Origin of the sequence: Bradyrhizobium sp. SZCCHNRI1029 (assembly GCF_032487555.1) — a bacterium.
GTDB lineage: Bacteria > Pseudomonadota > Alphaproteobacteria > Rhizobiales > Xanthobacteraceae > Bradyrhizobium.
This window is the reverse complement of the sequence record NZ_JAUEUK010000002.1, coordinates 236,459-256,763: the sequence shown is the minus strand read 5'-3', so window position 1 is coordinate 256,763 and position 20,305 is coordinate 236,459. Positions and strand designations below refer to the sequence as shown.

General features: G+C 66.2%; 18 protein-coding genes and 1 riboswitch. Of the genes, 10 read left to right on the top strand and 8 right to left on the bottom strand.

What is annotated here, in order from left to right:
* Window positions 1-521: 521 nt before the first annotated feature.
* The 3 genes from QW861_RS06795 (at window position 522) to QW861_RS06785 (ending at window position 4,948) form a co-directional block, all read left to right on the top strand.
* Complete coding sequence (locus QW861_RS06795) at window positions 522-1,634, top strand: DUF2336 domain-containing protein (protein WP_315752746.1); 1,113 nt, start codon at window positions 522-524, stop codon at window positions 1,632-1,634.
* A gap of 270 nt (window positions 1,635-1,904) precedes the next feature.
* A riboswitch (cobalamin riboswitch) is annotated at window positions 1,905-2,123 on the top strand.
* 95 nt (window positions 2,124-2,218) lie between these two features.
* Window positions 2,219-4,294: a TonB-dependent receptor plug domain-containing protein gene (locus QW861_RS06790; RefSeq protein WP_316192849.1), complete on the top strand. Its 2,076-nt coding sequence runs from the start codon at window positions 2,219-2,221 to the stop codon at window positions 4,292-4,294.
* A 75-nt stretch (window positions 4,295-4,369) separates the two neighbouring features.
* Window positions 4,370-4,948: a hypothetical protein gene (locus QW861_RS06785; protein WP_316192848.1), complete on the top strand. Its 579-nt coding sequence runs from the start codon at window positions 4,370-4,372 to the stop codon at window positions 4,946-4,948.
* A gap of 85 nt (window positions 4,949-5,033) precedes the next feature.
* Here QW861_RS06785 and ilvC read toward each other — a convergent pair whose 3' ends face one another.
* From ilvC to miaA, 7 genes are all read right to left on the bottom strand, one after another.
* Complete coding sequence (gene ilvC / locus QW861_RS06780; RefSeq protein ID WP_315713342.1) at window positions 5,034-6,053, bottom strand: ketol-acid reductoisomerase; 1,020 nt, start codon at window positions 6,051-6,053, stop codon at window positions 5,034-5,036.
* 150 nt (window positions 6,054-6,203) lie between these two features.
* Window positions 6,204-6,806 carry a LysE family translocator gene (locus tag QW861_RS06775; RefSeq protein WP_315713343.1) on the bottom strand — a complete coding sequence of 201 codons (603 nt, stop codon included), beginning with the start codon at window positions 6,804-6,806 and terminating at the stop codon, window positions 6,204-6,206.
* Window positions 6,807-7,034: 228 nt separating this feature from the next.
* Entirely contained in the window at window positions 7,035-7,724 is a 690-nt protein-coding gene (locus tag QW861_RS06770; protein ID WP_316192847.1) for a class I SAM-dependent methyltransferase, read from the bottom strand.
* Between the two features lie 3 nt (window positions 7,725-7,727).
* Window positions 7,728-8,270 carry an acetolactate synthase small subunit gene (ilvN, locus tag QW861_RS06765; protein ID WP_315713345.1) on the bottom strand — a complete coding sequence of 181 codons (543 nt, stop codon included), beginning with the start codon at window positions 8,268-8,270 and terminating at the stop codon, window positions 7,728-7,730.
* Window positions 8,271-8,484: 214 nt separating this feature from the next.
* Window positions 8,485-9,468 (bottom strand): threonine dehydratase, encoded by a 984-nt coding sequence (locus tag QW861_RS06760; protein ID WP_316192846.1) that lies wholly within the window; start codon window positions 9,466-9,468, stop codon window positions 8,485-8,487.
* Between the two features lie 215 nt (window positions 9,469-9,683).
* Window positions 9,684-11,453, bottom strand: coding sequence for an acetolactate synthase 3 large subunit (locus tag QW861_RS06755; RefSeq protein WP_315713347.1), 1,770 nt, complete (start codon window positions 11,451-11,453; stop codon window positions 9,684-9,686).
* Between the two features lie 549 nt (window positions 11,454-12,002).
* Complete coding sequence (miaA, locus tag QW861_RS06750) at window positions 12,003-12,920, bottom strand: tRNA (adenosine(37)-N6)-dimethylallyltransferase MiaA (protein WP_315752740.1); 918 nt, start codon at window positions 12,918-12,920, stop codon at window positions 12,003-12,005.
* A gap of 3 nt (window positions 12,921-12,923) precedes the next feature.
* On the opposite strand from miaA, the gene serB reads away from it, so the two are divergent.
* The 7 genes from serB to arsH all read left to right on the top strand — a co-directional run bounded on the left by serB (window position 12,924) and on the right by arsH (window position 17,897).
* A complete protein-coding gene (serB, locus tag QW861_RS06745; RefSeq protein WP_315752739.1) occupies window positions 12,924-13,814 on the top strand; it encodes a phosphoserine phosphatase SerB in 891 nt (296 codons plus the stop codon).
* Between the two features lie 481 nt (window positions 13,815-14,295).
* A complete protein-coding gene (locus tag QW861_RS06740) occupies window positions 14,296-14,565 on the top strand; it encodes a hypothetical protein (RefSeq protein ID WP_315752738.1) in 270 nt (89 codons plus the stop codon).
* A gap of 453 nt (window positions 14,566-15,018) precedes the next feature.
* Window positions 15,019-15,315, top strand: coding sequence for a metalloregulator ArsR/SmtB family transcription factor (locus QW861_RS06735; protein WP_315752737.1), 297 nt, complete (start codon window positions 15,019-15,021; stop codon window positions 15,313-15,315).
* Window positions 15,312-16,364: a permease gene (locus tag QW861_RS06730; protein WP_315752736.1), complete on the top strand. Its 1,053-nt coding sequence runs from the start codon at window positions 15,312-15,314 to the stop codon at window positions 16,362-16,364. Before QW861_RS06735 ends, QW861_RS06730 begins: the two co-directional genes overlap by 4 nt.
* Before the next feature lie 16 nt (window positions 16,365-16,380).
* Complete coding sequence (locus QW861_RS06725) at window positions 16,381-16,617, top strand: thioredoxin family protein (protein WP_315752735.1); 237 nt, start codon at window positions 16,381-16,383, stop codon at window positions 16,615-16,617.
* The gene (locus tag QW861_RS06720; RefSeq protein ID WP_315752734.1) at window positions 16,602-17,117 is read left to right on the top strand and encodes a heme-binding protein; all 516 of its coding nucleotides are present in this window, start codon (window positions 16,602-16,604) and stop codon (window positions 17,115-17,117) included. The genes QW861_RS06725 and QW861_RS06720 overlap by 16 nt, the downstream gene beginning before the upstream one ends.
* Before the next feature lie 78 nt (window positions 17,118-17,195).
* Window positions 17,196-17,897, top strand: coding sequence for an arsenical resistance protein ArsH (gene arsH, locus QW861_RS06715; protein ID WP_315752894.1), 702 nt, complete (start codon window positions 17,196-17,198; stop codon window positions 17,895-17,897).
* Window positions 17,898-18,779: 882 nt separating this feature from the next.
* Here the strand turns inward: arsH and QW861_RS06710 are convergent.
* Window positions 18,780-20,282: a Do family serine endopeptidase gene (locus QW861_RS06710; RefSeq protein ID WP_315752480.1), complete on the bottom strand. Its 1,503-nt coding sequence runs from the start codon at window positions 20,280-20,282 to the stop codon at window positions 18,780-18,782.
* Window positions 20,283-20,305: the final 23 nt, after the last annotated feature.

Below are 20,305 nucleotides of genomic sequence, written 5' to 3'. Positions count from 1 at the left end.
GCGATTATCGCACGAGATGCGGCAGGATGCTGGCGCTGATTTTTCGCGCGAGGTCATCGCCCCGCCGAACCTGCCCCGGAACATCGGGTGACGCCACGCATCGCACGGCGCGTCGGCAAAATGGCCGCGGCAAGAATGGGATTTAAGTTTCAAGGCTTGGGAGGATGACAGCTGACGTGAGATCGAGGGCAGCGAGCAAGTTGGATGAAGGAAGGTTTGTGACCTTATGAGATCATTAACCTTTCCGCTTCGCTGGCCTGTCGTCGCCGCGTCTGCGGGGAGGTGTTCGCACCTCATTCCATCGCCTGTCCGGCGAATCTCCGGAAGACCGGGCTCCAGCCCGTCATCCCCCCTATATGTATCGTCTTAATTTTCCGTATCCGTGTTTCTCCGGAGTACTACGCCTTCGGCCCCTAACGCATTGTTATCGCCCGTGCCGAAAACTGCTCCGGCCGAAAGCCTTGCAGCGGATCACAATCGCGTTGCTGTCGCTCCGGCAATCCGGACAAACGAGCGCGATCGTGTCACAGCCAGAACAGCTTCCGCCTTCAGAAGACTCCATCATCACCGAACTCGAAGAGGCCGTCCGCAGCGGCACCTCGGCGAAGCGCGTCAACACGCTGCGCCAAGTCACCAACCTGTTCCTGCATGACGGCGAACGCCTCAGCGAGGACCAGATCAAGGTATTCGACAACGTGCTGTGCATGCTGGTCTCGCGGGTCGAGACCCGCGCGCGAGCCGAGCTCAGCAAGCATCTCGCGCCGGTCGACTACGCGCCCGTCGAATTGATCCAGCAGCTCGCCCGCGACGACGAGATCTCGGTGGCCGAGAACGTGCTGATGCACTCGAGCCGGCTCACCGAGCATACGCTGGTGGAGGTCGCGGCGACCAAGGGCCAGGATCACCTGATGGCGATCTCCAGCCGTCCGCATCTGACCGAGGCGGTGACCGACATCATCGTCGACCGCGGCGAGCGCCGGGTGATCCGCAAGCTCGCCAACAACCAGACCGCGCGCTTCTCCGAGTCCGGCTATTCCGGGATGATGGCGCATGCCGAGGACGACGACGAATTGTCCGAGATCATCGGGCTGCGCGTCGACCTGCCCACCAAGCACCTGCGCGACCTCCTGCGCCGCGCGACCGAAGCCGTGCGCGCCAGGCTGATGGCCTCGGCGCCGCCGGCGTTGCAACAGGAGATCAAGAAGATCCTCAAGGCGATCGCCGACGTTGCGCGCAGCGACGGCGGCCTGGTCGGGCGCGACTTCACGCTGGCCGAAGAGGCCGTCAAGCGCATGAAGGGGCTGAACGAGCTCAACGATGCCGCCATCGCCTTCTTCGCCGAAACCCGCCGCTTCGGCGAGGTTTCCGCCGCACTCGGCCTGCTCAACAACGTCCCGACCGAGATGATGGCCAAGGTGCTCGAAGGCCCGCGCACCGACATCGTGCTGATCCCTTGCCGTGCCGCCGGGCTGGCCTGGTCGGTGGTGGCGAAAATCCTGACCCATCGGCCGATCAAGCACGCCATCGACAGCGACACGCTCAAGCTCGCGGAACGCGACTACGGCCGCCTGTCGCTCGACACCGCCCAGCGCACGCTGCGATTCTGGATGGTGCACAACAAGGTCGAGAAGTGAGCGGGTGCTCACAAGACGCAATCCTCATCAGCAACGACTCGCGCTCCGCTGTCGTCCCTGCGAACGCAGGGACCCATACCGCGTGATGTGAATTGGCGGAAAATGTCTTGTCGTCGTCCTTCGCCACACGACCGCCGGTGGCTATGGGTCCCTGCGTTCGCAGGGACGACGGCTATGGTTGTCGCAGGCGGCCGGGCATCACCAAGCCGACCGGCCAGCGTTATCGCCAGGAGATCGCCGGGCGCCGGATTGACTTTGGTGCGCCCGCACTCCTACGGTGATCGCGACGGTGCCCCTCGACCGGGGCTCAAAAGGGAATGCGGTGCCGGATGCGTCTCGCAAGGGACGTGACCGAAGGCCGCAGCTGCCCCCGCAACTGTAAGCGGCGAATCTCGCGTCAAAGGCCACTGGGAAATCTCGGTCCCGGGAAGGCGACGTGGAGGTGACGACCCGCGAGCCAGGAGACCTGCCGTCAGCCGTGGTCACACGCGAGGATGCCGGTCGGGGCGTTATTGGCATCGTTTTCAGGCAGGCCTGCCAAGGGCTGCATGAGACCTCGTTCGCGGTGACGTGCCACTGACGTCATGCCGAGGTTCCTCGTGTCTCCCGTTCCCCATGCCAGGCGCAGTCGCGCCCTTCTGTCGTCGTTCTGCGTCCTCTCGTCATTCGCCCTGCTCGGCCCCTCGCCCACAGCAGCGCAGCAATCCGCCTCCCCCGACCTTCTGCCCCCGGTTGAGGTCGACCCGCCGCGCGAGCCGATCGCTCAGAAACCAGCCATCCCCCGCAGAACCGCCAGCGCCGCGCATCAGCAGATGCCGGCGGCAAAGCCGGCCGCGCCAGCCGGAACCCCCGTCGCCGTCAGCCCGACCGGTGTCGTCACGCCAGTGGCCCACGTCGCGAATGCGATCACCGTGGTGACCGACAAGGACATCGCCGCGCAGCAGGCCCGCACCGTGCCGGACATCCTGAGCACGATCCCCGGATTGAACGTGGTGCAGGCCGGCGGCCCGGGCGGCCAGACCAACGTCTTCATGCGCGGCACCAACGCCAATCACACCAAGCTCTTCATCGACGGCATCGACGTCGGCGATGTCACCAACGGCAATGGCGCGTTCGATTTCGCGCATCTGCTCGCCGCCGACATCCAGCAGTTCGAGGTGCTGCGCGGGCCGCAGAGCGGGCTCTACGGCTCGGATGCGATCGGCGGGGTGATCTCGGTGATCACGCGCAAGGGCGAGGGCCCGGCGCGCGCGACCGCCTCGGTCGAGAGCGGCTCGTTCAAGACCTTCAACCAGTCAGCCGGCGTCAGCGGCTCACAAAACAATGTCAACTACGCGGTCAATGTCGCGCATCTGCACGCCGGCGACGTTCCGGTGACCCCGTGGCAGCTGCTGCCTGCGGGGCAGAAGGCCATCGGCAATGCCTACGACAACCTCACCGCCTCGGCCAAGCTGGGCGTCGACCTCAACGAGGCCTGGACGCTGAACTCGGTGGTTCGATACACCGACGCGACGCTGCTGTTCACCGGCGACAGCGGCTTTCCGAGCTTTCCCGACGCGGCCCAGAGCAACCACGCCGTCCACCAGCTTGCGACACGCCAGGAAGCCGTGTGGTCGCTGCTCGGCGGCCGCATCCGGAACTACTTCGGCGTCAACTATGTGAACGACCGGTCGTCCGACCTGACGGCTGGCAATCCGGTGGCAGCGGTCGCGGCCGGCGAGCGCATCAAGTATGACTGGCACGCGGTGACCAAGCTGGCGCCGCATAACAATCTCGTCGTCGGCGCGGAGCAGCAGACCGAGCGGCTGAAGACCGCCGACCTCTCGGCCGAGAATGGCAACAAGGCCGGCTTCGTCGAGCTGCAGACCGAGTTCGCGAAGCGCTGGTTCGTGGTGGCGAGCCTGCGCAACGACGTCAACGACCAGTTCGGCGGCCATGGCACCTACCGGATCGCGCCGGCGGCGATCCTGCCGGTGACCGAGACCAAGCTGAAGGCGAGCTACGGCACCGGCTTCAAGGCGCCGACCCTGAGCCAGTTGCACCAGGATTTTCCGGCGTTCAACTTCTTCGCCAATCCCAACCTCCGGCCGGAGCAGAGCACCGGCTACGACGCCGGCTTCGAGCAGCCGCTGTTCGACGATCGTCTCCGCTTCGGCGCGACCTACTTCCACAACAGCATCACCGACTTGATCAATTTCAACGCGACCTTCACCTCCTACGCCAATGTCGGCCTCGCGACCACCGAGGGCACCGAGAGCTTCGTGACCGCTGATCTCACCGACCGGATCTCGCTGCGTGCGGACTACACGTTCACCCGCGCGGTCGATGCGACTACCGGCCTGCAGCTATTGCGGCGGCCGAAGGAGAAATGGAGCGCCACCGCGACATGGGGGCCAATCGATGCGCTGACGCTGTCAGCGACGCTGCTGCACATCGGCAACTGGCTCGACGTCAGCCGCGACGGCATGACCACGGGCCTCGTCGCGCCCGGCTATACGGTCGTCAACCTGCGCAGCGACTACGCGCTGTCCGACCAGGTCAAGCTGTTCGGCCGGATCGACAACCTCTTCAACCATCACTACCAGAACCCGACCGGATTCCTCGCGCCGGGCTTCGGCGTGTTCGGCGGCATCCGGGTGGCGAGCTTCGGCGTGCAGTGACGCCGCCGACCAACCTCCCGGCGGCTGACAGAAGCTGCCGAAATGGACTACAATCGCAACAGAAGGAGATGTTCCATGACTCTCGACGTCCTCGCCCGGTCTGGTTCCGAAGCTCGCCTCGCGCCCGTTCCGCAACGGCATGCCGCTGCGTTCTGCTTCGCGCTGCTGACAGGGGCCTGCGCGCTGGCGAGCTTCGTGTTCGCCTGCGCGACGCCGTTTGCGGCCTTCGCCGTGATCGCCGCCGCCATGCTGCCGCTGCGCGCGGCGCTGCCGGTGATGCTCGGCGCCTGGCTGGTCAACCAGGGCATCGGCTTCGGCGCCCTGCACTATCCGGTCGATGCCAACACCCTGGCCTGGGGCGCCATGATCGGCGTCGCGGCGCTCAGCGCCACCGTTGTGGCCCGCATGGCCCTGGCGACCTTGCGCACAGCACCAGCGACGGTTGCGCTTGCCGTCGCGCTCCTCAGTGCCTACGCCGCCTATGAGCTGGTGCTGCTGGCCGCCACGCCGGCACTCGGCGGCGCCGCGAGCTTCGCGCTCCCGATCGTCGCCCGCCTCGGCCTGACCAGCGCCGCCTGGCTCGTCGGCCTCGTCGCCGTCAGCGAGATCGTCCGCCTGCTGACGCCGGTCGCGTCGCGCCGCGCGGCGTCCTGAACGCGCCGGCGGGCCTTCAACGACCCCAAACAAAAACGGCGGGCCTCTGCCCGCCGTTTTCATTTCTCGGTTTCGCCGCAAGACCTCAGTTCTTCGACTTGTCGACCAGCGCGCCCTTCTTGATCCAGGGCATCATGTCGCGCAGGCGGGCGCCGACTTCCTCGATCGGGTGCTGGGCAAGCTTGGCGCGGGTCGCCTTGAACGAGGTCTGGTTGACCTTGTTCTCCAGCATCCAGTCGCGCGCGAAGCGGCCTGACTGGATGTCGTCGAGCACGCGCTTCATCTCGGCCTTGGTTTCCGGCGTGATGATGCGCGGGCCGGTGACGTACTCGCCGTATTCGGCGGTGTTGGAGATCGAGTAGTTCATGTTGGCGATGCCGCCTTCATAGATCAGGTCGACGATCAGCTTCACCTCGTGGAGGCACTCGAAATAGGCCATCTCCGGCGCGTAGCCGGCCTCGGTCAGCGTCTCGTAGCCGGCCTTGATCAGCTCGACCAGGCCGCCGCACAGCACCGCCTGCTCGCCGAACAGGTCGGTCTCGCACTCTTCCTTGAACGTCGTCTCGATGATGCCGGCGCGGCCGCCGCCGATCGCCGAGGCGTAGGACAGGCCGAGGTCATGGGCGTTGCCCGAGGAATCCTTGGCGATCGCGATCAGGCAGGGCACGCCGCCGCCGCGCTGGTACTCCGAGCGGACGGTATGGCCGGGGCCCTTCGGCGCGATCATCAGCACGTCGAGATCGGCGCGCGGATCGAGCAGGTTGAAGTGGACGTTGAGGCCGTGCGCGAACACCAGCGCGGCGCCCTGCTTCATGTTGTCGTGCAGGTGCTCGCGGTAGATGTCGCCCTGCAGCTCGTCCGGGGTCAGCATCATCACGAGGTCGGCCCACTTGGCGGCCTCGGCGACTTCCATCACCTTGAAGCCGGCGCCTTCGGCCTTCTTGGCGGAGGCCGAGCCCTTGCGCAGCGCGATCGCGACGTCCTTGACGCCGGAATCCTTCAGGTTGAGCGCGTGGGCGTGGCCCTGGCTGCCATAGCCGACGATGACGACCTTCTTGCCCTTGATCAGGTTCAGATCGGCGTCGCGATCGTAGTAGACACGCATTGTCGTTTCCTCTTTGAGATGGCCGGAATTGGCTGGAAAGTCAGACGCTTGGGTGAGGCACGGGCGGCTGCGCCCGGACGAAATCCGGCCCGTGTCTAGAGCATTTTGGCCCTGCTTGGAAACCCCGATCTCGCATGGCGGCAGTCTCCCTCATGCGTCCATGAACACGGGATAGAGCGAGGCCAGGAGCAGCACCGCCATCAGGATGTTGAAGGCGCGGACCGCGCGCTCGGAGCTGAGCAGCGGCCGCAGCGCGGTGCCGAATAAGGTCCAGGTGATGGTCGAGGCGACCGCCATCACGAAGCTGATCGCGACCTGCAGCGCCACGTTGGCCGGAAAGCTGGCGATCGCGGCATAGGCGGTGATGGTGCTGATCACCATCACCCAGCCCTTGGCGTTGACCCATTGGAACAGCGCCGCGCCCCAGAACGACATCGGACCGCGCGGCTTGGCGTCGTCAGGCTCGGCCGACCCTGACAAGGCGATGGCGACCGCGAGGTAGATCAGATAGGCCGCGCCGAGGTATTTCAGCACGTCCTGCAGCAGGGGATAGCGGATGAACACCGTCGCGAGGCCGAAGCCGACCGCGCCGACCATGAAGGCGAAGCCGAAGCTGACGCCCATCATGTGCGGCACCGTGCGGCGGAAGCCATGGGTCACGCCCGACGACAGCAGCATGATGTTGTTCGGCCCGGGCGTGAACGCCATCACGAAGGCGAAGGTGACAAAGGCGATGAGGAGCTGCTGGGACATCTAATGAGCTCCTGCCACACGACGACTTTTCAACCTCCCCTGGAGGGGGAGGGTCGCCTCACATCGTGCGAAGCAACGATGTGAGGCGGGGTGGGGTGATCTCTCCACGCGCGAGCTTTTGCGGCGGCCCACCCCACCCCGATCGCGCATTGCATGCGCGATCGACCCTCCCCCTCCAGGGGAGGGTGGCAGCGTGGCCACCTCACCGTCGTACAAGAACATCAGCGCCTAGCCCTGCCCCGCCGGCTTCTGCAGCACGTAGGTGGCGTGCATCGGCGCATGGTAGTCAGCGGAGACCGTGACGAAGCCGACCTCGGCCAGCATGCGCTCCATCACCCAGGCGAAGGTCGAGTTCTCGTCGCGCATGTGGGTGATGACGCTGTCGCGGGCGAGGTCGTGGTTCTTGATGTTGAAATCCGCCCACTGCTCGACCGAGCGCTCGACACCGTCGGGCATGCTGACATAGACGATGTCGCGCAGGAAGAACTGCGCGCCCGGCTTCAGCGCCGCGAAGATGCGCGCCAGCGCCACCGCCTTCCAGAAGTCCGGCAGATGATGCAGCGTGAACTCGCTGGCGATCAGGTCATACGAGTTCGGCTCATAGGCGAACGACAGCAGCCCCGCCGAATGCATCCGCACCGCGGTACGGCGGTCGCGGGTGTAGATCCGGGTCAGCGCCAGCATCGCCGGCGAGATGTCGATGGCGTCGACGACGGCCCCCAGCAGCGCCGCCTCGGTCGCCAGCACGCCGTTGCCGCAGCCGATGTCCGCCACCCGCCAGCCCGGCTTGACGCCGAGCATCTTCAGAGCAGCGCGCGCTCGCTCGTCGGCATCATCGCCCGAGCCGTAGATCGAGGCGACGGCATGATCGAGCCCGATCCGGTTGCGTTCGTTGTAGTACCAGTCGCGCGCCAGCATGGCTCACATCCCTTCCGATCCCCGCCCGATCGCCGCAATGCCGGTCCTGGCGACTTCCACCAGGCCGAGCGGACGCATCAGATCGATGAATTGCGTGATCTTGTCGGTATTGCCTGTGATCTCGAACACGAAGCTTTCCGTCGTGGCGTCGATCACCCGGGCGCGGAACGCATCCGCCAGCCGCAGCGCCTCGACCCGCGGCTCGCCGGTGCCGCGCACCTTGACCATCGCGAGTTCGCGCTCGATCGCGCGCTTGGTCAGCGTCATGTCGACGACGCGGTAGACCGGGATCATGCGGTCGAGCTGGTGCTTGATCTGCTGGATCACCATCGGCGTGCCGGTGGTGACGATGGTGATGCGCGAGAGGTGCTTCTGGCTCTCGGTCTCGGAGACGGTGAGGCTCTCGATGTTGTAGCCGCGGCCCGAGAACAGGCCGATGACGCGCGCGAGCACGCCCGGCTCGTTCTGCACCAGCACCGCCAGCGTGTGCGTCTCGTTCGGATCGTGACGGTCTTCGAGGAAATAGGCTGACGCTGGCTGGTTCATTGGTGTCCCCGTGATAGTTCAACCGTCATGGCCGGGCATAGCAGTCTGCCTTGCGCAGACTGCGTAAACTTGTCTGCGCTCCCGGCCCTCCACGTCGAGCGTCGAGCGCGCGGTTCGTGGATGCCTGGGCCTTCGCCGCGCCGAAGCGGCTTCGGCCGCGCAGGCGGGTCAAGCCCGGGCATGACAGCGGTGTTTGTGGCGAGTTGCGAGCTCCTCATGCGGCCCCCGCTTCGGCATGCGTGGCCGCCGGCAGCACCCAGCGCCTGAACAGGTCGAGATCGATGTTGCCGCCGGTCAACACTAGGCCGACGCGCTTGCCGGCGAGCCTGCCCTTTTCCTGCAAGGCCGCCGCAAGCGGTGCCGCGCCGGCACCTTCGGCGAGATTGTGGGTGTCGGTCCAGAGAATGCGCACGGCCTCGGCGATCTCGGCGTCGCCGACCTGCACGATGCGCGAGGCGCCTTTCAGGATGATGGCGAGCGCATCCGCATCCGGGCTGCGCGTCGCGAGACCATCGGCGTGGGTGTCGGCGCTGTTGGTCGTCACCACCGTCCGCGCAGCGAACGACAGCGCGTAGGACGGCGCCTCGGTCGACTGCACGCCGACGATCTCGGTCTTCAAGCCCAAGAGATCGCGCGCAAGGATGCAGCCGCAGATGCCGGAGCCCTGCCCGATCGAGACGTAGAGCACATCGAGGTCGGGCGCCGTGCGGAACAGCTCCAGCGCGTAGGTCGCGACGCCGCGCACGAGATCGCGATGGAACGACGGCACCATGTGCAGGCCGTCGCGCGCCGCATGGCGGCCGGCCTCCTCGCGCGCCTCCTGGAAGTCGCTGCCGTGCTCGATCAGCTCGGCGCCGAACGCCGCCATCGCGCGGTTCTTCTCGACCGAGTTGCCACGCGGCACGTAGATCGTCACCGGCAGGCCGTTGCGACGGCCGGCAAACGCGACGCTCTGGCCATGATTGCCGCGCGTCGCGGTGATCAGGCCGCGGACGTCCGGCCGCGTGCGCTTGAGGTTGTCGACGTAGACCAGCCCGCCGCGCACCTTGAAGGCGCCGGCCGGCGTGTGGTTCTCGTGCTTCACGACGACCCCGGTCCCCAGCCGCGCCGCCAGCAACGGCCACGCATGCGCCGGCGTCGCCGGCACCGCGGCGCCGACGATGGCATGGGCGGCTTCGAGCTCAGCGAGGGTGAACATGAGAACTCCCTGACGCATGGGCACAATGCGGCCGCGCAAGCAGATGAACTCCCTCGCCCCGCTTGCGGGGAGAGGGAGATTCTCCGCGAGGCCGACTGCGTGGGGAGTCCCCCTCACCCGACGCTGCGCGTCGACCTCTCCCCGCAAGCGGGGAGAGGTTAAGAGAGAGACTGCCGGACGCGCGTGCCATCACCGCACCATCAAACCTATCAGACTCACACCAGCGCCTTGCCGCCCGCGAACGCCGCGGCCGGATCGCTCGCTTCCGCCGGCAGGATCATCTCGTTATGCGCCTTGCCCGACGGGATCATCGGGAAGCAGTTTTCGAGCGCCGCGACGCGGCAGTCGAACAGCACCGGCTTCTTGACCGAGATCATCTCCTTGATCGCGCCGTCGAGATCGCCGGGCTTGCTCACCTGCAATCCGACGCCGCCATAGGCCTCGGCGAGCTTGACGAAATCCGGCAGCGCCTCCGAGTAGGAGTGCGACAGGCGGTTGCCGTGCAGCAGCTGCTGCCACTGCCGCACCATGCCCATGTACTGGTTGTTGAGGATGAAGATCTTGACCGGCAGCTCGTACTGCACGGCCGTCGACATCTCCTGCATCGTCATCTGCACCGAGGCGTCGCCGCCGATGTCGATGACGAGGCTGTCTGGATGGGCGACCTGGACACCGATCGCGGCCGGCAGGCCGTAGCCCATGGTGCCGAGACCGCCCGAGGTCATCCAGCGGTGCGGTTCCTCGAAGCCGTAGAACTGCGCCGCCCACATCTGGTGCTGGCCGACCTCGGTCGTGATGTAGGTGTCGCGGCCGCGCGTCAGCTCGAACAGCCGCTGGATCGCATATTGCGGCATGATGACGTCGCGGTTCGGCCTGTAGGCCAGCGAGTTGCGCGCGCGCCAGACGGCGATCTCCTGCCACCACGACTTGATGTCGGGCTTCTTCGCCTCGGCCCTGAACACCTGCAGGATGTCGGCGAGCACGTCGCCGCAATCGCCGATGATCGGCACGTCGACGCGGATGTTCTTGTTGATCGAGGACGGATCGATGTCGATGTGGATCTTCTTCGAGCCGGGCGAGAACGCATCGGTGCGCCCGGTGATGCGGTCATCGAAGCGCGCGCCGACGCACAGCATGACGTCGCAATCATGCATCGCCATGTTGGCCTCGTAGGTGCCGTGCATGCCGAGCATGCCGAGCCAATTGGTGCCCGACGCCGGATAGGCGCCCAATCCCATCAGCGTCGAGGTGATCGGGAAGCCCGTGACCTCGACCAGCTCGCGCAACAGCCGCGAGGCCTCCGGCCCCGAATTGATGACGCCGCCGCCGGAATAGATCACCGGCCGCTTGGCGCCCGCCAGCAGCGCCACGGCTTTGCGGATCTGCATCGCGTCGCCCTTCACGCGCGGCGAATAGGAGATGTGGACGTCGGACTTGCGTGGCGGATGATAGGTGCCGGTCGCGAACTGCACGTCCTTCGGCACGTCGACGACGACCGGCCCCGGACGGCCCGTGGTCGCGACATAGAACGCCTCGTGCAGCACCTTGGCGAGATCGTTGACGTTGCGGACCAGCCAGTTGTGCTTGGTGCAGGGCCGGGTGATGCCGACCGTGTCGCATTCCTGGAACGCGTCGTTGCCGATCAGATGCGTCGGCACCTGGCCGGTGATGCAGACCAGCGGGATCGAATCCATCAGCGCGTCCGCCAGCGGCGTCACCATGTTGGTGGCGCCGGGGCCCGAGGTGACCAGCACGACGCCCGGCCTGCCGGTCGAGCGCGCATAGCCTTCGGCGGCGTGGCCGGCGCCCTGCTCGTGGCGGACCAGGATGTGCTCGACCTCGCTCTGCTGGAAAATCTCGTCATAGATCGGAAGCACCGCCCCGCCCGGATAGCCGAAGAGGTGCTGCACGCCGTGGTCGATGAGCGCGCGCACGATCATCGCGGCGCCGGTCATCTGGTTCGGATCGTGGCTCTTGTCGGTCATGGTGGGCTCCGGATCGCTTCTGTCAGCGGCTGGTCGGTCTTGGTCAGTCGGTCTTGGTCAGTCGGTTTTGGTCAGTCGGTTTTGGTCACTTGGGTCAGGGTCGTTTCGGTCGGATCGCTGGCTTCCAGGCAATAAAAAAGGGCCCTGGAAGGCCCTGCGCACCGCTCGGAATTTGGATGGCCGCTAGCCATCCCCGGCGGTGCGCCTGGGTACGACGGCGATAAGGAGGATGGAAATAAAGTTGCGCATGATGCCGAGCGAGCTTCCCAAAGGTTGCGCGAAACATAGCCGGCGATGCCCCAATGTCAAGGCAAAGCCGGCCCGTCAGCGCGATTTTGCGATGTTAACGCGGAATTTTCCGTTCGGCGAGCGGTAATTTGGCGGTTGGCCTCCGAAACGAGGCAATAGGCTGGATGAGAGTACGGGCTCCATCTCCAAACGAGGTCGTCATTCCGGGGCGCCCGGAGGGCGAGCCCGGAATCCATACTCACGATCGTGGTTATGGATTCCGGGCCCATCGCTTCGCGATGTCCCGGAATGACGATGCGGCTAGAGTTTGACGACCCATCCCTTTGCCGCCTCCGGGCTCATCCACTCGAACTCCGGCAGTTGGTGCCGAAACCAGGTGAACTGCCGCTTGGCATAATGGCGGGTGTCGGCCTTGCCGATGGCGGCCGCCTCCTCCCGCGTGATCTCCCCTCTGATATAGCGGATCAGCGCCGGCACGCCGTGGGCCTTCATCGCCGGCAGCAGCGGATCGAGGCCGCGCGCGGCCAGCCGCTCGACCTCCTGCACCGCGCCGCGCTCCAGCATCAGATCGAACCGTACATCGATCCGCGCATACAGCGCCTCGCGCTCCGGAGCGATGAACAGCGCCCGATAGCTGCCCTCCGGCAGCAGCGGCGGAGTGGCCTCGGCATGCCAGTCGGCCAATGGCCGACCCGTCGCCTCGATCACCTCCAGCGCCCGGGCCACGCGGGCGCGGTCGCGGACGTTCAGCCGCGCGGCCGCCGCCGGATCGCGTCGCGCCAGCTCGGCATGCAAGGCCTCGACGCCGTCGCGATCGAGCCTGAGACGCACCGCGTCGCGCACCTCATCCGGCACGGGCGGCACCGCGGACAGCCCTGATGTCAGCGCCTTGAAATACAGGCCAGTGCCACCGATAAAGATCGGCAGCCGCCCGGCCCGTTGCACCTCGCCCAGGATCTCCGCGGCATCCCGGACATAATGGCCGGCCGAGTAGTTCACGCTGGCATCGACATGGCCGTAGAGCCGGTGCGGCACGGTGGCCTCTTCGTCGCAGGTCGGCCTTGCCGTCAGCACCCTCAGATCGCGGTAGACCTGCATGGAATCGGTGTTGATGACGACCCCGCCCGCTTTTTGCGCAAGTTCCACCGCCAGCGCCGACTTGCCGCTGGCGGTCGGCCCTGCGATAAGCAGCGCTTTGTTGATCCCTGGCAAAGTCACCTGATGTCTCTCGTCGCCACCTTCATCTGCAATCCCGCCGATCCCGCGCTTGATACCACGATCGTGGAGGCCTTCCTGGCCGTTCTGCCCTCGCCGGGCACGCCGCGCTGGCTGTTCGACGAGGTCGCGATCGACATCCCCTTCGCCCACGACGGCGAGGTCCACAAGCTCGAGGCGCGCCTGCGCGACCTGCGCGGCGACATGCCGATCGACATCGTCGTGCAGGCGGAAGCCGTCAGGCGCAAGAAGCTTTTCCTCGCCGACATGGACAGCACCATGATCGGGCAGGAATGCATCGACGAACTCGCCGATTTCGCCGGGCTGAAGCCGCGCGTCGCCGCCATCACCGAGCGCGCCATGCGCGGCGAGATCGCGTTCGAGCCGGCGTTGCGCGAACGCGTCGCATTGCTGAAGGACCTGCCGGTGAGCGTCGTCGACGAAGTCCTGACCAAGCGCATCAAGCTGACGCCGGGCGGCCGTCATCTGGTGATGACCATGCGCGCCAACGGCGCCTATACCTGCCTGATCTCCGGCGGCTTCACGCTGTTCACCAGCGCCATCGCGGCCAAGATCGGCTTCCAGGAGAACCGCGCCAACGAGCTCATCATCGATGGCGGCAAGCTCACGGGCGAGGTGCGCGAGCCGATCATCGGCCGCGACGCCAAGCTCGCTACCCTGATCGAGCTGCGCGAGGCGTTCGATCTCGACGAGATCGACACCCTGGCGGTCGGCGACGGCGCCAACGACCTCGGCATGATCGAGGCGGCCGGTCTCGGCGTCGCCTATCACGCCAAGCCTGCGGTCTCGGCCGCAGCCTCGGCCCGCATCGACCACGGCGACCTCACCGCCCTGCTCTATGCCCAGGGCTACACGCGCGATCAGTTCGTCGACTGACGAGACTGCGGCCGCGCGGCAGGCCAAGTAGCCGCGCGAGCCTTTGCGCAATACAGCGCCCTCTCCTGGCTGTGAGAGAGGACGCGTTGATGGGCAGCCGCCATGCCGTCATTGCGAGGGCAGCGGTTTTGCGAACGCTCGACGATCGCAATCGCATTGCCGTGTGCGAATCGCCGCCGCAAGCAAAGCCGTTACCAAATCCCTGCCTTCATCGGCTCTCGATCAGCGCATCATCAGGATTTTGTTTCAATCCAGCGCACTCGCACGCAACTCCATTCCAATCTCATTTCAGATCGCAAATCAGATCATTCGCCTTACGTATCAAGGCGGGACGCGAACTGCCATTTTAACCGCATCACCAATCCATGAATTGTCAAATCATGCTGCAGCGCATATAAAGCTGACAACGCTAGGGAGTGTCCAAGGAAGCGAAAGCGGTTGCAGGTGATGCAATCGATCATCGTCACAGAAGGACCTCCCGATGACCATCAAGCACATCATTCCCGGCTCTCTTCTTGCCCTCGCGCTGCTGAGCGGCGCCGCCGCTGCCGGCGAGCTGCCGAGCTACGAAGTCGGTGCGCTGCCGGCCACCCCGCACCAGCTCTCCGTCGTCGGTGCATCCGCCGCGCAGCAGACCATTGCGGTGAATGCCGACAGCGCCGCCTCGCCGCACCAGCTCGCCGTGCTCACCCAGCACCACCGCAGCGCTGCGCTCGTCGCTCCGATCACCGTGGGCAGCGTCCGCAACTAGGCAACGCGGGCAACCCATCGTCGGATAGGCAGCGCGCGTCTCGCCGGGCGAGGCCGCGCTCCCTGTTCGAGATAACGCGTGGCGCCGCGCGTGGTAAAGATCCCGGACATCCACGCCGGGCAGCCCAGACGCCCGGCCCGCTGCACCTACTGGGTCTTCGACGCCAACGCTCTCCGCCTCCGTACCCGGCGCGGCAGCCGCGTCGTCGAGCCCAGCCGCACAGTCACATTCCGGCCGCCGGCGGCAAGACCATCCGCGCGTGAATTGACCTGACGCCAGCCAGCTCGCCCGATTTCGCAACCGGGATCTCGCAGGGCGTCGCCGCGCGGGCCACGCATCACCAGCCATTATCAGCCTGACGCCACGCGCCGCGCCGATTGCCGGTCAAATCGCACATCCATAACCATTATATGCGCTATTGCGCAAATACGAAAGTACGAATATATTGCCGCCATGTTCGATCCCGTCCCGCTGCTCGCCGCTCTGGCCGAGCCGACTCGTCTCGCCGCCCTGCGCATCCTTTGGGACGGCGGCGAGCACTGCGTCTGCGAGCTCATGCGGCAGCTCCGAGCCAGCGCATCGCGCATGAGCCGGCACATGTCCGCCCTCAAGGCCGCCGGTCTCGTCATCGACCGGCGTGACGCCCAGTGGGTCCGGTATCGGCTGAGCCCTGACCTGACGCCCGATCGCCGCGCCATCCTCGACGCCGTCATGGCGGCCATGCCTGAGCCGAACAGGAGTGCAGCATGAAAACCGAAGCTTCGACCTATCCTGACGGGTCGGCATCGGCTGTGATCTGGATCATCGCGACGGCAGCTGCGGTCGCATTGTGGTTCGCGGTCTACTGGCAGCTGGAAGCGTTCTCGGCATGGCTGGTATCGTCGCTGCCGGTGTCCCGCGACAGCCATCTGGAAGAAGCCGCGCGGTTCTTCGTGTTCGACGCGCCCAAGGTCCTGATGCTGATGACGCTGGTCGTGTTCGGCATGGGCGTCGTACGCAGCTTTTTTTCAGCCGAGCGAACTCGCGCATTGCTCGCCGGCAAGCGCGAGGGCCTCGGCAATGTCGCGGCTGCGATCCTCGGCGTATTCACTCCCTTCTGCTCGTGCTCGGCGGTGCCGCTCTTCGTCGGCTTCGTCTCGGCTGGCGTCCCACTCGGCGTGACCTTCTCGTTCCTGATCGCGGCGCCAATGGTGAACGAGGTCGCGCTCGGCCTGCTGTTCGCGCTGGTCGGCTGGAGGATCGCCGCGATCTATCTGGCCTTCGGCCTGGCGGTCGCGATCGTGGCGGGATGGATCATCGGACGCCTGCATCTCGAAGGCTGGCTCGAGGAATGGGTTCGCAACGTGCGCGCAGGACAGGCGGAGTTGCAGCCCAATTCACAGACCGTCGCCGATCGGATCCGGGCCGGGATCGACGCGGTACGCGACATCGTCGGCCGCGTCTGGGCATGGATCATCATTGGCATCGCGGCGGGCGCATTCATTCACGGCTATGTCCCGAACGACCTGCTCGCCTCGATCATGGGCAAGGACCAATGGTGGTCCGTTCCGGCCGTGGTGCTGATCGGCGTGCCGATGTACGCCAACGCTGCGGGCATCATTCCGGTCGTCGAGGCGCTGCTCGGCAAGGGTGCGGCGCTGGGAACGGTGCTCGCCTTCATGATGAGCGTCATCGCGCTTTCGTTTCCCGAGATGCTCATTCTGCGCAAGGTGCTGACGCTCCGGCTGATCGCTGTCTTCGCGGGCGTCGTCGCCGCCGGCATCGTCGCCGTCGGCTATCTCTTCAACGCCCTGTTCTGATGAAAGGACAAGCCCCATGAAGAACGTCAAGATTCTTGGCTCCGGCTGCAAGCGCTGTGTTCAGACCGCAGCAATGGCCTCCTCTGAAGCAAGCAAGCTCGGCATCGAGATCGAGCTGGAAAAGATCACGGACTTCGCCGACATCGCCCAGTTCGGCGTCGCCTCGACGCCGGGCGTGGTGATCGACGGCAAGGTCGTTCACGCGGGCGGGCTGCCGAAGGCCGAGGACATGGCGAAATGGCTGTCGGCGTGATGGCGTTGCGTCCGCTGCTCGCAGCGGTCCTCCTGCTCGGCCCGGCTGTCGTTGCGCGCGCCGACGAACCGACGTGGACGCGGCGCATCATCGCGCCGGACACGGCGCTCAAAGCGGCACAGGCGGCGCTCGCGGAGTGCCGCAAACGCGGCTGGCAGGCTGCCGTGACCGTGAGCGATCCGTCGGGGCTCGCGCTGGTCACCCTGCGCGACCGTTTCGCCGGCTGGCATACCCTTGAGGCCGCGACGGGCAAGGCGAGGACGGCCGCGAGCTGGCGCGAGGCGACGAGCACGCTCGCAGCCCGGCTGGCACGACCGGACGCCGCGGAGCGGGCCATCGTCAACGTTCCCGGCGTTGTCATGGTCGGCGGCGGCATGCCAATAGAGGCCGCTGGCCAGCAGGTCGGAGCGATCGGCGTATCCGGCGCGCCCGGAGGCGACAACGACGACATCTGCGCGAAGGCCGGCATCGAAGCCGTCGCTGCGGACATCGCGTTCTGAGCGCTTGTACCGGCGTATCGCGAACGAGGACGGCCAACGCCGATCATTTTGCCGGAGGATACCGCGTTGTCTGACACGATGCCTCAATTGGACGAAACCTCATTCCGTGCCATCGACCGCGCGAAGCTGCTGGAGCCTGCGCTCTCCTCCCACCCTCCGCGAATCCTGCTGCTCTACGGATCGCTCCGGCAACGCTCGTTCAGCCGGCTGCTGACCGAGGAAGCGGCGCGCATTCTCGTGCGCTTCGGCGCGGAGACACGGACTTTCGATCCGCGCGGCTTGCCGCTGGTCGACGACGCCGAGCCGGACCATCCGAAGGTCCGCGAGCTGCGCGATCTCGTGACATGGTGCGAAGGCATGGTGTGGTGCTCGCCGGAGCGGCACGGCGCGATGACCGGTGTGATGAAGACCCAGATCGACTGGATCCCGCTGTCGCTCGGCGCCGTCCGGCCGACGCAGGGCAAGACGCTGGCGGTGATGCAGGTTTCTGGCGGCTCGCAGTCGTTCAACGCGGTCAATCAGCTTCGGGTGCTCGGCCGCTGGATGCGCCTGATCACCATTCCGAACCAGTCCTCGGTGCCCAAGGCCTTCGCGGAGTTCGACGACGCGGACCGCATGAAGCCGTCCCCCTATTACGATCGCCTCGTCGACGTGATGGAAGAGCTGGTCAAGTTCACACTGCTGACGCGCGACCGCGCCGACTATCTGGTCGACCGCTACTCCGAGCGCAAGGAAAGCGCCGAGGCGCTGTCGCAGCGGGTCAATCAGCGGTCGCTCTGAGCCGGCGCTCCCGGGAGTTCGCGGATGGCGACCCACCAACTTCTGATAAAAATAATCACCTTGCGCATTTCCGGAATTCATGATTGTATCCGCGCATCCCGCCTCACTGCGGAGGGGCGTTGCGCGCGATCGTCACGACACGCGAGGCGGGGAGCGATGGCCGCGAGAGATCGCAGCGTCTTCTCACGAGGGCGCGGACGAACGATCGCTTGCGGACGTGAAGTCGCAGCGTCCTGACACCCCGATGCTGGTGTCACGTTCGCGACGGCGCTAAAGCGCCGCGCGGACAATGGTGGCCAACAAGCCCGGCGCACCAGGGAGACTGCGTATAAGCGTGAAGACCGTCGCGCAGGGAATGCCGGTTGAATCGGCTTTGCCTGTGGTACCTGCCGCCTGCATTTTTTTCGCAGGCGGGCCATGGGTGAGGCCTTCACCCGGCATTCCCTGCGCCCTCTGCATTTCGAGAGGGACGAACTGATCGCAGGCCTCGGGCGCGATGCGCCGCGAGACTGCAAAGCTCTGTCGATCGCTGTTTGAGCCGTGAATTCGCCTTGCGAACCGTCGTCGTCCCGGACAAGCCACGGCGCGCGCCAGCGCGTCGGGGCGCCGATCCGGGATCCGTACGCCGCGGCCGTCGTGATGAGCAAACAGCCAATGATTAGCCCGCCCCAAACTGCTTCCTGGGGGCTATGGTCCCGGCTCGAGGCCGGGACGACAGCGGAGTGTGGAGCTGCCGCAGGGTGGGCAAAGCAGCGCCCGCAGGCGCAGCGTGCCCACCGCCGTGCCGCGAGCTCGGAGCCGGATGGTGGGCACGGCGCGGGACAGAGCGCCTTAGCAGGCGCACATCGCGGCGCGCCTTTGCCCACCCTACTGCATCGTGCCCTACTGCAGGCTCAACGCCACGAAGCGCAGCTCGCCGTCGGCGTTGGAGACGAGCAGCAGCACCGACTTCTTGCCGTCCTTCTTGAGCTGGTCGACGCGCTTCTTGATATCGGCGCCCGAGGTCACCGCCTCCTGGGCGACCTCGACGATGACGTCGCCGGCCGACAGCCGCTTCTCGGCGGCGTCGGAGGCTTGGTCAACACCGGTGACGACGACGCCCTTGACGCTGTCCTTGATCTTGTAGCGGGCGCGCAGGTCCTTCGACAACGCGGCGAGATCGAGCCCGAGCGCCTTCTGGGTCACCGGCTTCTCGGCCGGCTCGTCCTTCTTGATCGCCGCCTGCTGCACCTTCTCGGTGTCCTCGAGCCGGCCGAGCTTGACCTTGAGCGTCTGCTCCTGGCCCTTGCGGATGACGATGACGTCGACCTCCTTGCCGACGGCGGTGTCGGCGACGATGCGCGACAGGTCCTTCGGCTCCTTGATGTCATGGCCGTCGAACTTGACGACGACGTCGCCCGGCTCGATGCCGGCCGGCTTGGCCGGTCCCTTGTCGTCGACGCCGGCGACCAGCGCGCCGCGCGCCGGCTTGATGTTGAGGCTCTCCGCGATCTCGTCGGTGACGCCCTGGATGCGCACGCCGAGCCAGCCGCGGCGCAGCTCGCCGAACTGGCGCAACTGGTCGACGACGCCGGCCACGGTCTTCGAGGGCACCGCGAAGCCGATGCCGATCGAGCCGCCCGACGGCGAGATGATCAGCGTGTTGACGCCGATGACCTCGCCCTCGAGGTTGAACAGCGGGCCGCCGGAATTACCGCGGTTGATGGCGGCGTCGGTCTGGATGTAGCTGTCATAAGGACCCGACGAGATGTCGCGGTTCTTGGCCGAGACGATGCCGGCGGTGACGGTGCCGCCGAGGCTGAACGGGTTGCCGATCGCGACCACCCAGTCACCCAGCCGCAGCTTGTCGGAGTCGCCGAACTTGACCACCGTCAGCGGCCGCGGCGGTTTGAACTTGAGCACCGCAAGGTCGGTCTTCTTGTCGACGCCGACCAGCTCGGCCTTGATCTTGGTGCCGTCGTTGAGGATCACGTTGATCTCATCGGCATCGGCAATGACGTGGTTGTTGGTGACGACAACGCCCGAGTCGTCGACGATGAAGCCCGAGCCCAGCGAGTTGGTTCGGCGCGGCGAGTTGTCGGCACCGCCGCGGCCGCCCGGACCGCCGCGGCGGTTCTTGAAGAAATCGTCGAAGAACTCCTCGAACGGCGAGCCGGGCGGCACCTGCGGATTGGCGTTCCGCCCCTCGGACGAGCCGCCCTTGGGCTCGACAGTTTGCGAGGTCGAGATGTTGACGACGGCGTCGATCACCTTTTCGGCGACATCGGCGATCCCCTCCGGCCCCCGCGCCGAGGCCGGGGCCGGCGCGAGCGCCCAGCCCGCGGCAAGGACCGCCGCGGTCAGGATCGGGCGCAGTCGACGGCTGAAAGCAAGGGTTGCGGTCATCGGGCGGATCTCCAGAAAAGTCG

Bases quoted from the DNA above. Each gene is read 5' to 3' on its own strand.
- QW861_RS06790 (WP_316192849.1), top strand. From the start codon at position 2,219: ATGCCGAGGTTCCTCGTGTCTCCCGTTCCCCATGCCAGGCGCAGTCGC.
- QW861_RS06785 (WP_316192848.1), top strand. From the start codon at position 4,370: ATGACTCTCGACGTCCTCGCCCGGTCTGGTTCCGAAGCTCGCCTCGCG.
- ilvC (WP_315713342.1), bottom strand. From the start codon at position 6,053: ATGCGTGTCTACTACGATCGCGACGCCGATCTGAACCTGATCAAGGGC.
- QW861_RS06775 (WP_315713343.1), bottom strand. From the start codon at position 6,806: ATGTCCCAGCAGCTCCTCATCGCCTTTGTCACCTTCGCCTTCGTGATG.
- QW861_RS06770 (WP_316192847.1), bottom strand. From the start codon at position 7,724: ATGCTGGCGCGCGACTGGTACTACAACGAACGCAACCGGATCGGGCTC.
- ilvN (WP_315713345.1), bottom strand. From the start codon at position 8,270: ATGAACCAGCCAGCGTCAGCCTATTTCCTCGAAGACCGTCACGATCCG.
- QW861_RS06760 (WP_316192846.1), bottom strand. From the start codon at position 9,468: ATGTTCACCCTCGCTGAGCTCGAAGCCGCCCATGCCATCGTCGGCGCC.
- QW861_RS06755 (WP_315713347.1), bottom strand. From the start codon at position 11,453: ATGACCGACAAGAGCCACGATCCGAACCAGATGACCGGCGCCGCGATG.
- serB (WP_315752739.1), top strand. From the start codon at position 12,924: ATGTCTCTCGTCGCCACCTTCATCTGCAATCCCGCCGATCCCGCGCTT.
- QW861_RS06740 (WP_315752738.1), top strand. From the start codon at position 14,296: ATGACCATCAAGCACATCATTCCCGGCTCTCTTCTTGCCCTCGCGCTG.
- QW861_RS06735 (WP_315752737.1), top strand. From the start codon at position 15,019: ATGTTCGATCCCGTCCCGCTGCTCGCCGCTCTGGCCGAGCCGACTCGT.
- QW861_RS06730 (WP_315752736.1), top strand. From the start codon at position 15,312: ATGAAAACCGAAGCTTCGACCTATCCTGACGGGTCGGCATCGGCTGTG.
- QW861_RS06725 (WP_315752735.1), top strand. From the start codon at position 16,381: ATGAAGAACGTCAAGATTCTTGGCTCCGGCTGCAAGCGCTGTGTTCAG.
- QW861_RS06720 (WP_315752734.1), top strand. From the start codon at position 16,602: ATGGCTGTCGGCGTGATGGCGTTGCGTCCGCTGCTCGCAGCGGTCCTC.
- arsH (WP_315752894.1), top strand. From the start codon at position 17,196: ATGCCTCAATTGGACGAAACCTCATTCCGTGCCATCGACCGCGCGAAG.
- QW861_RS06710 (WP_315752480.1), bottom strand. From the start codon at position 20,282: ATGACCGCAACCCTTGCTTTCAGCCGTCGACTGCGCCCGATCCTGACC.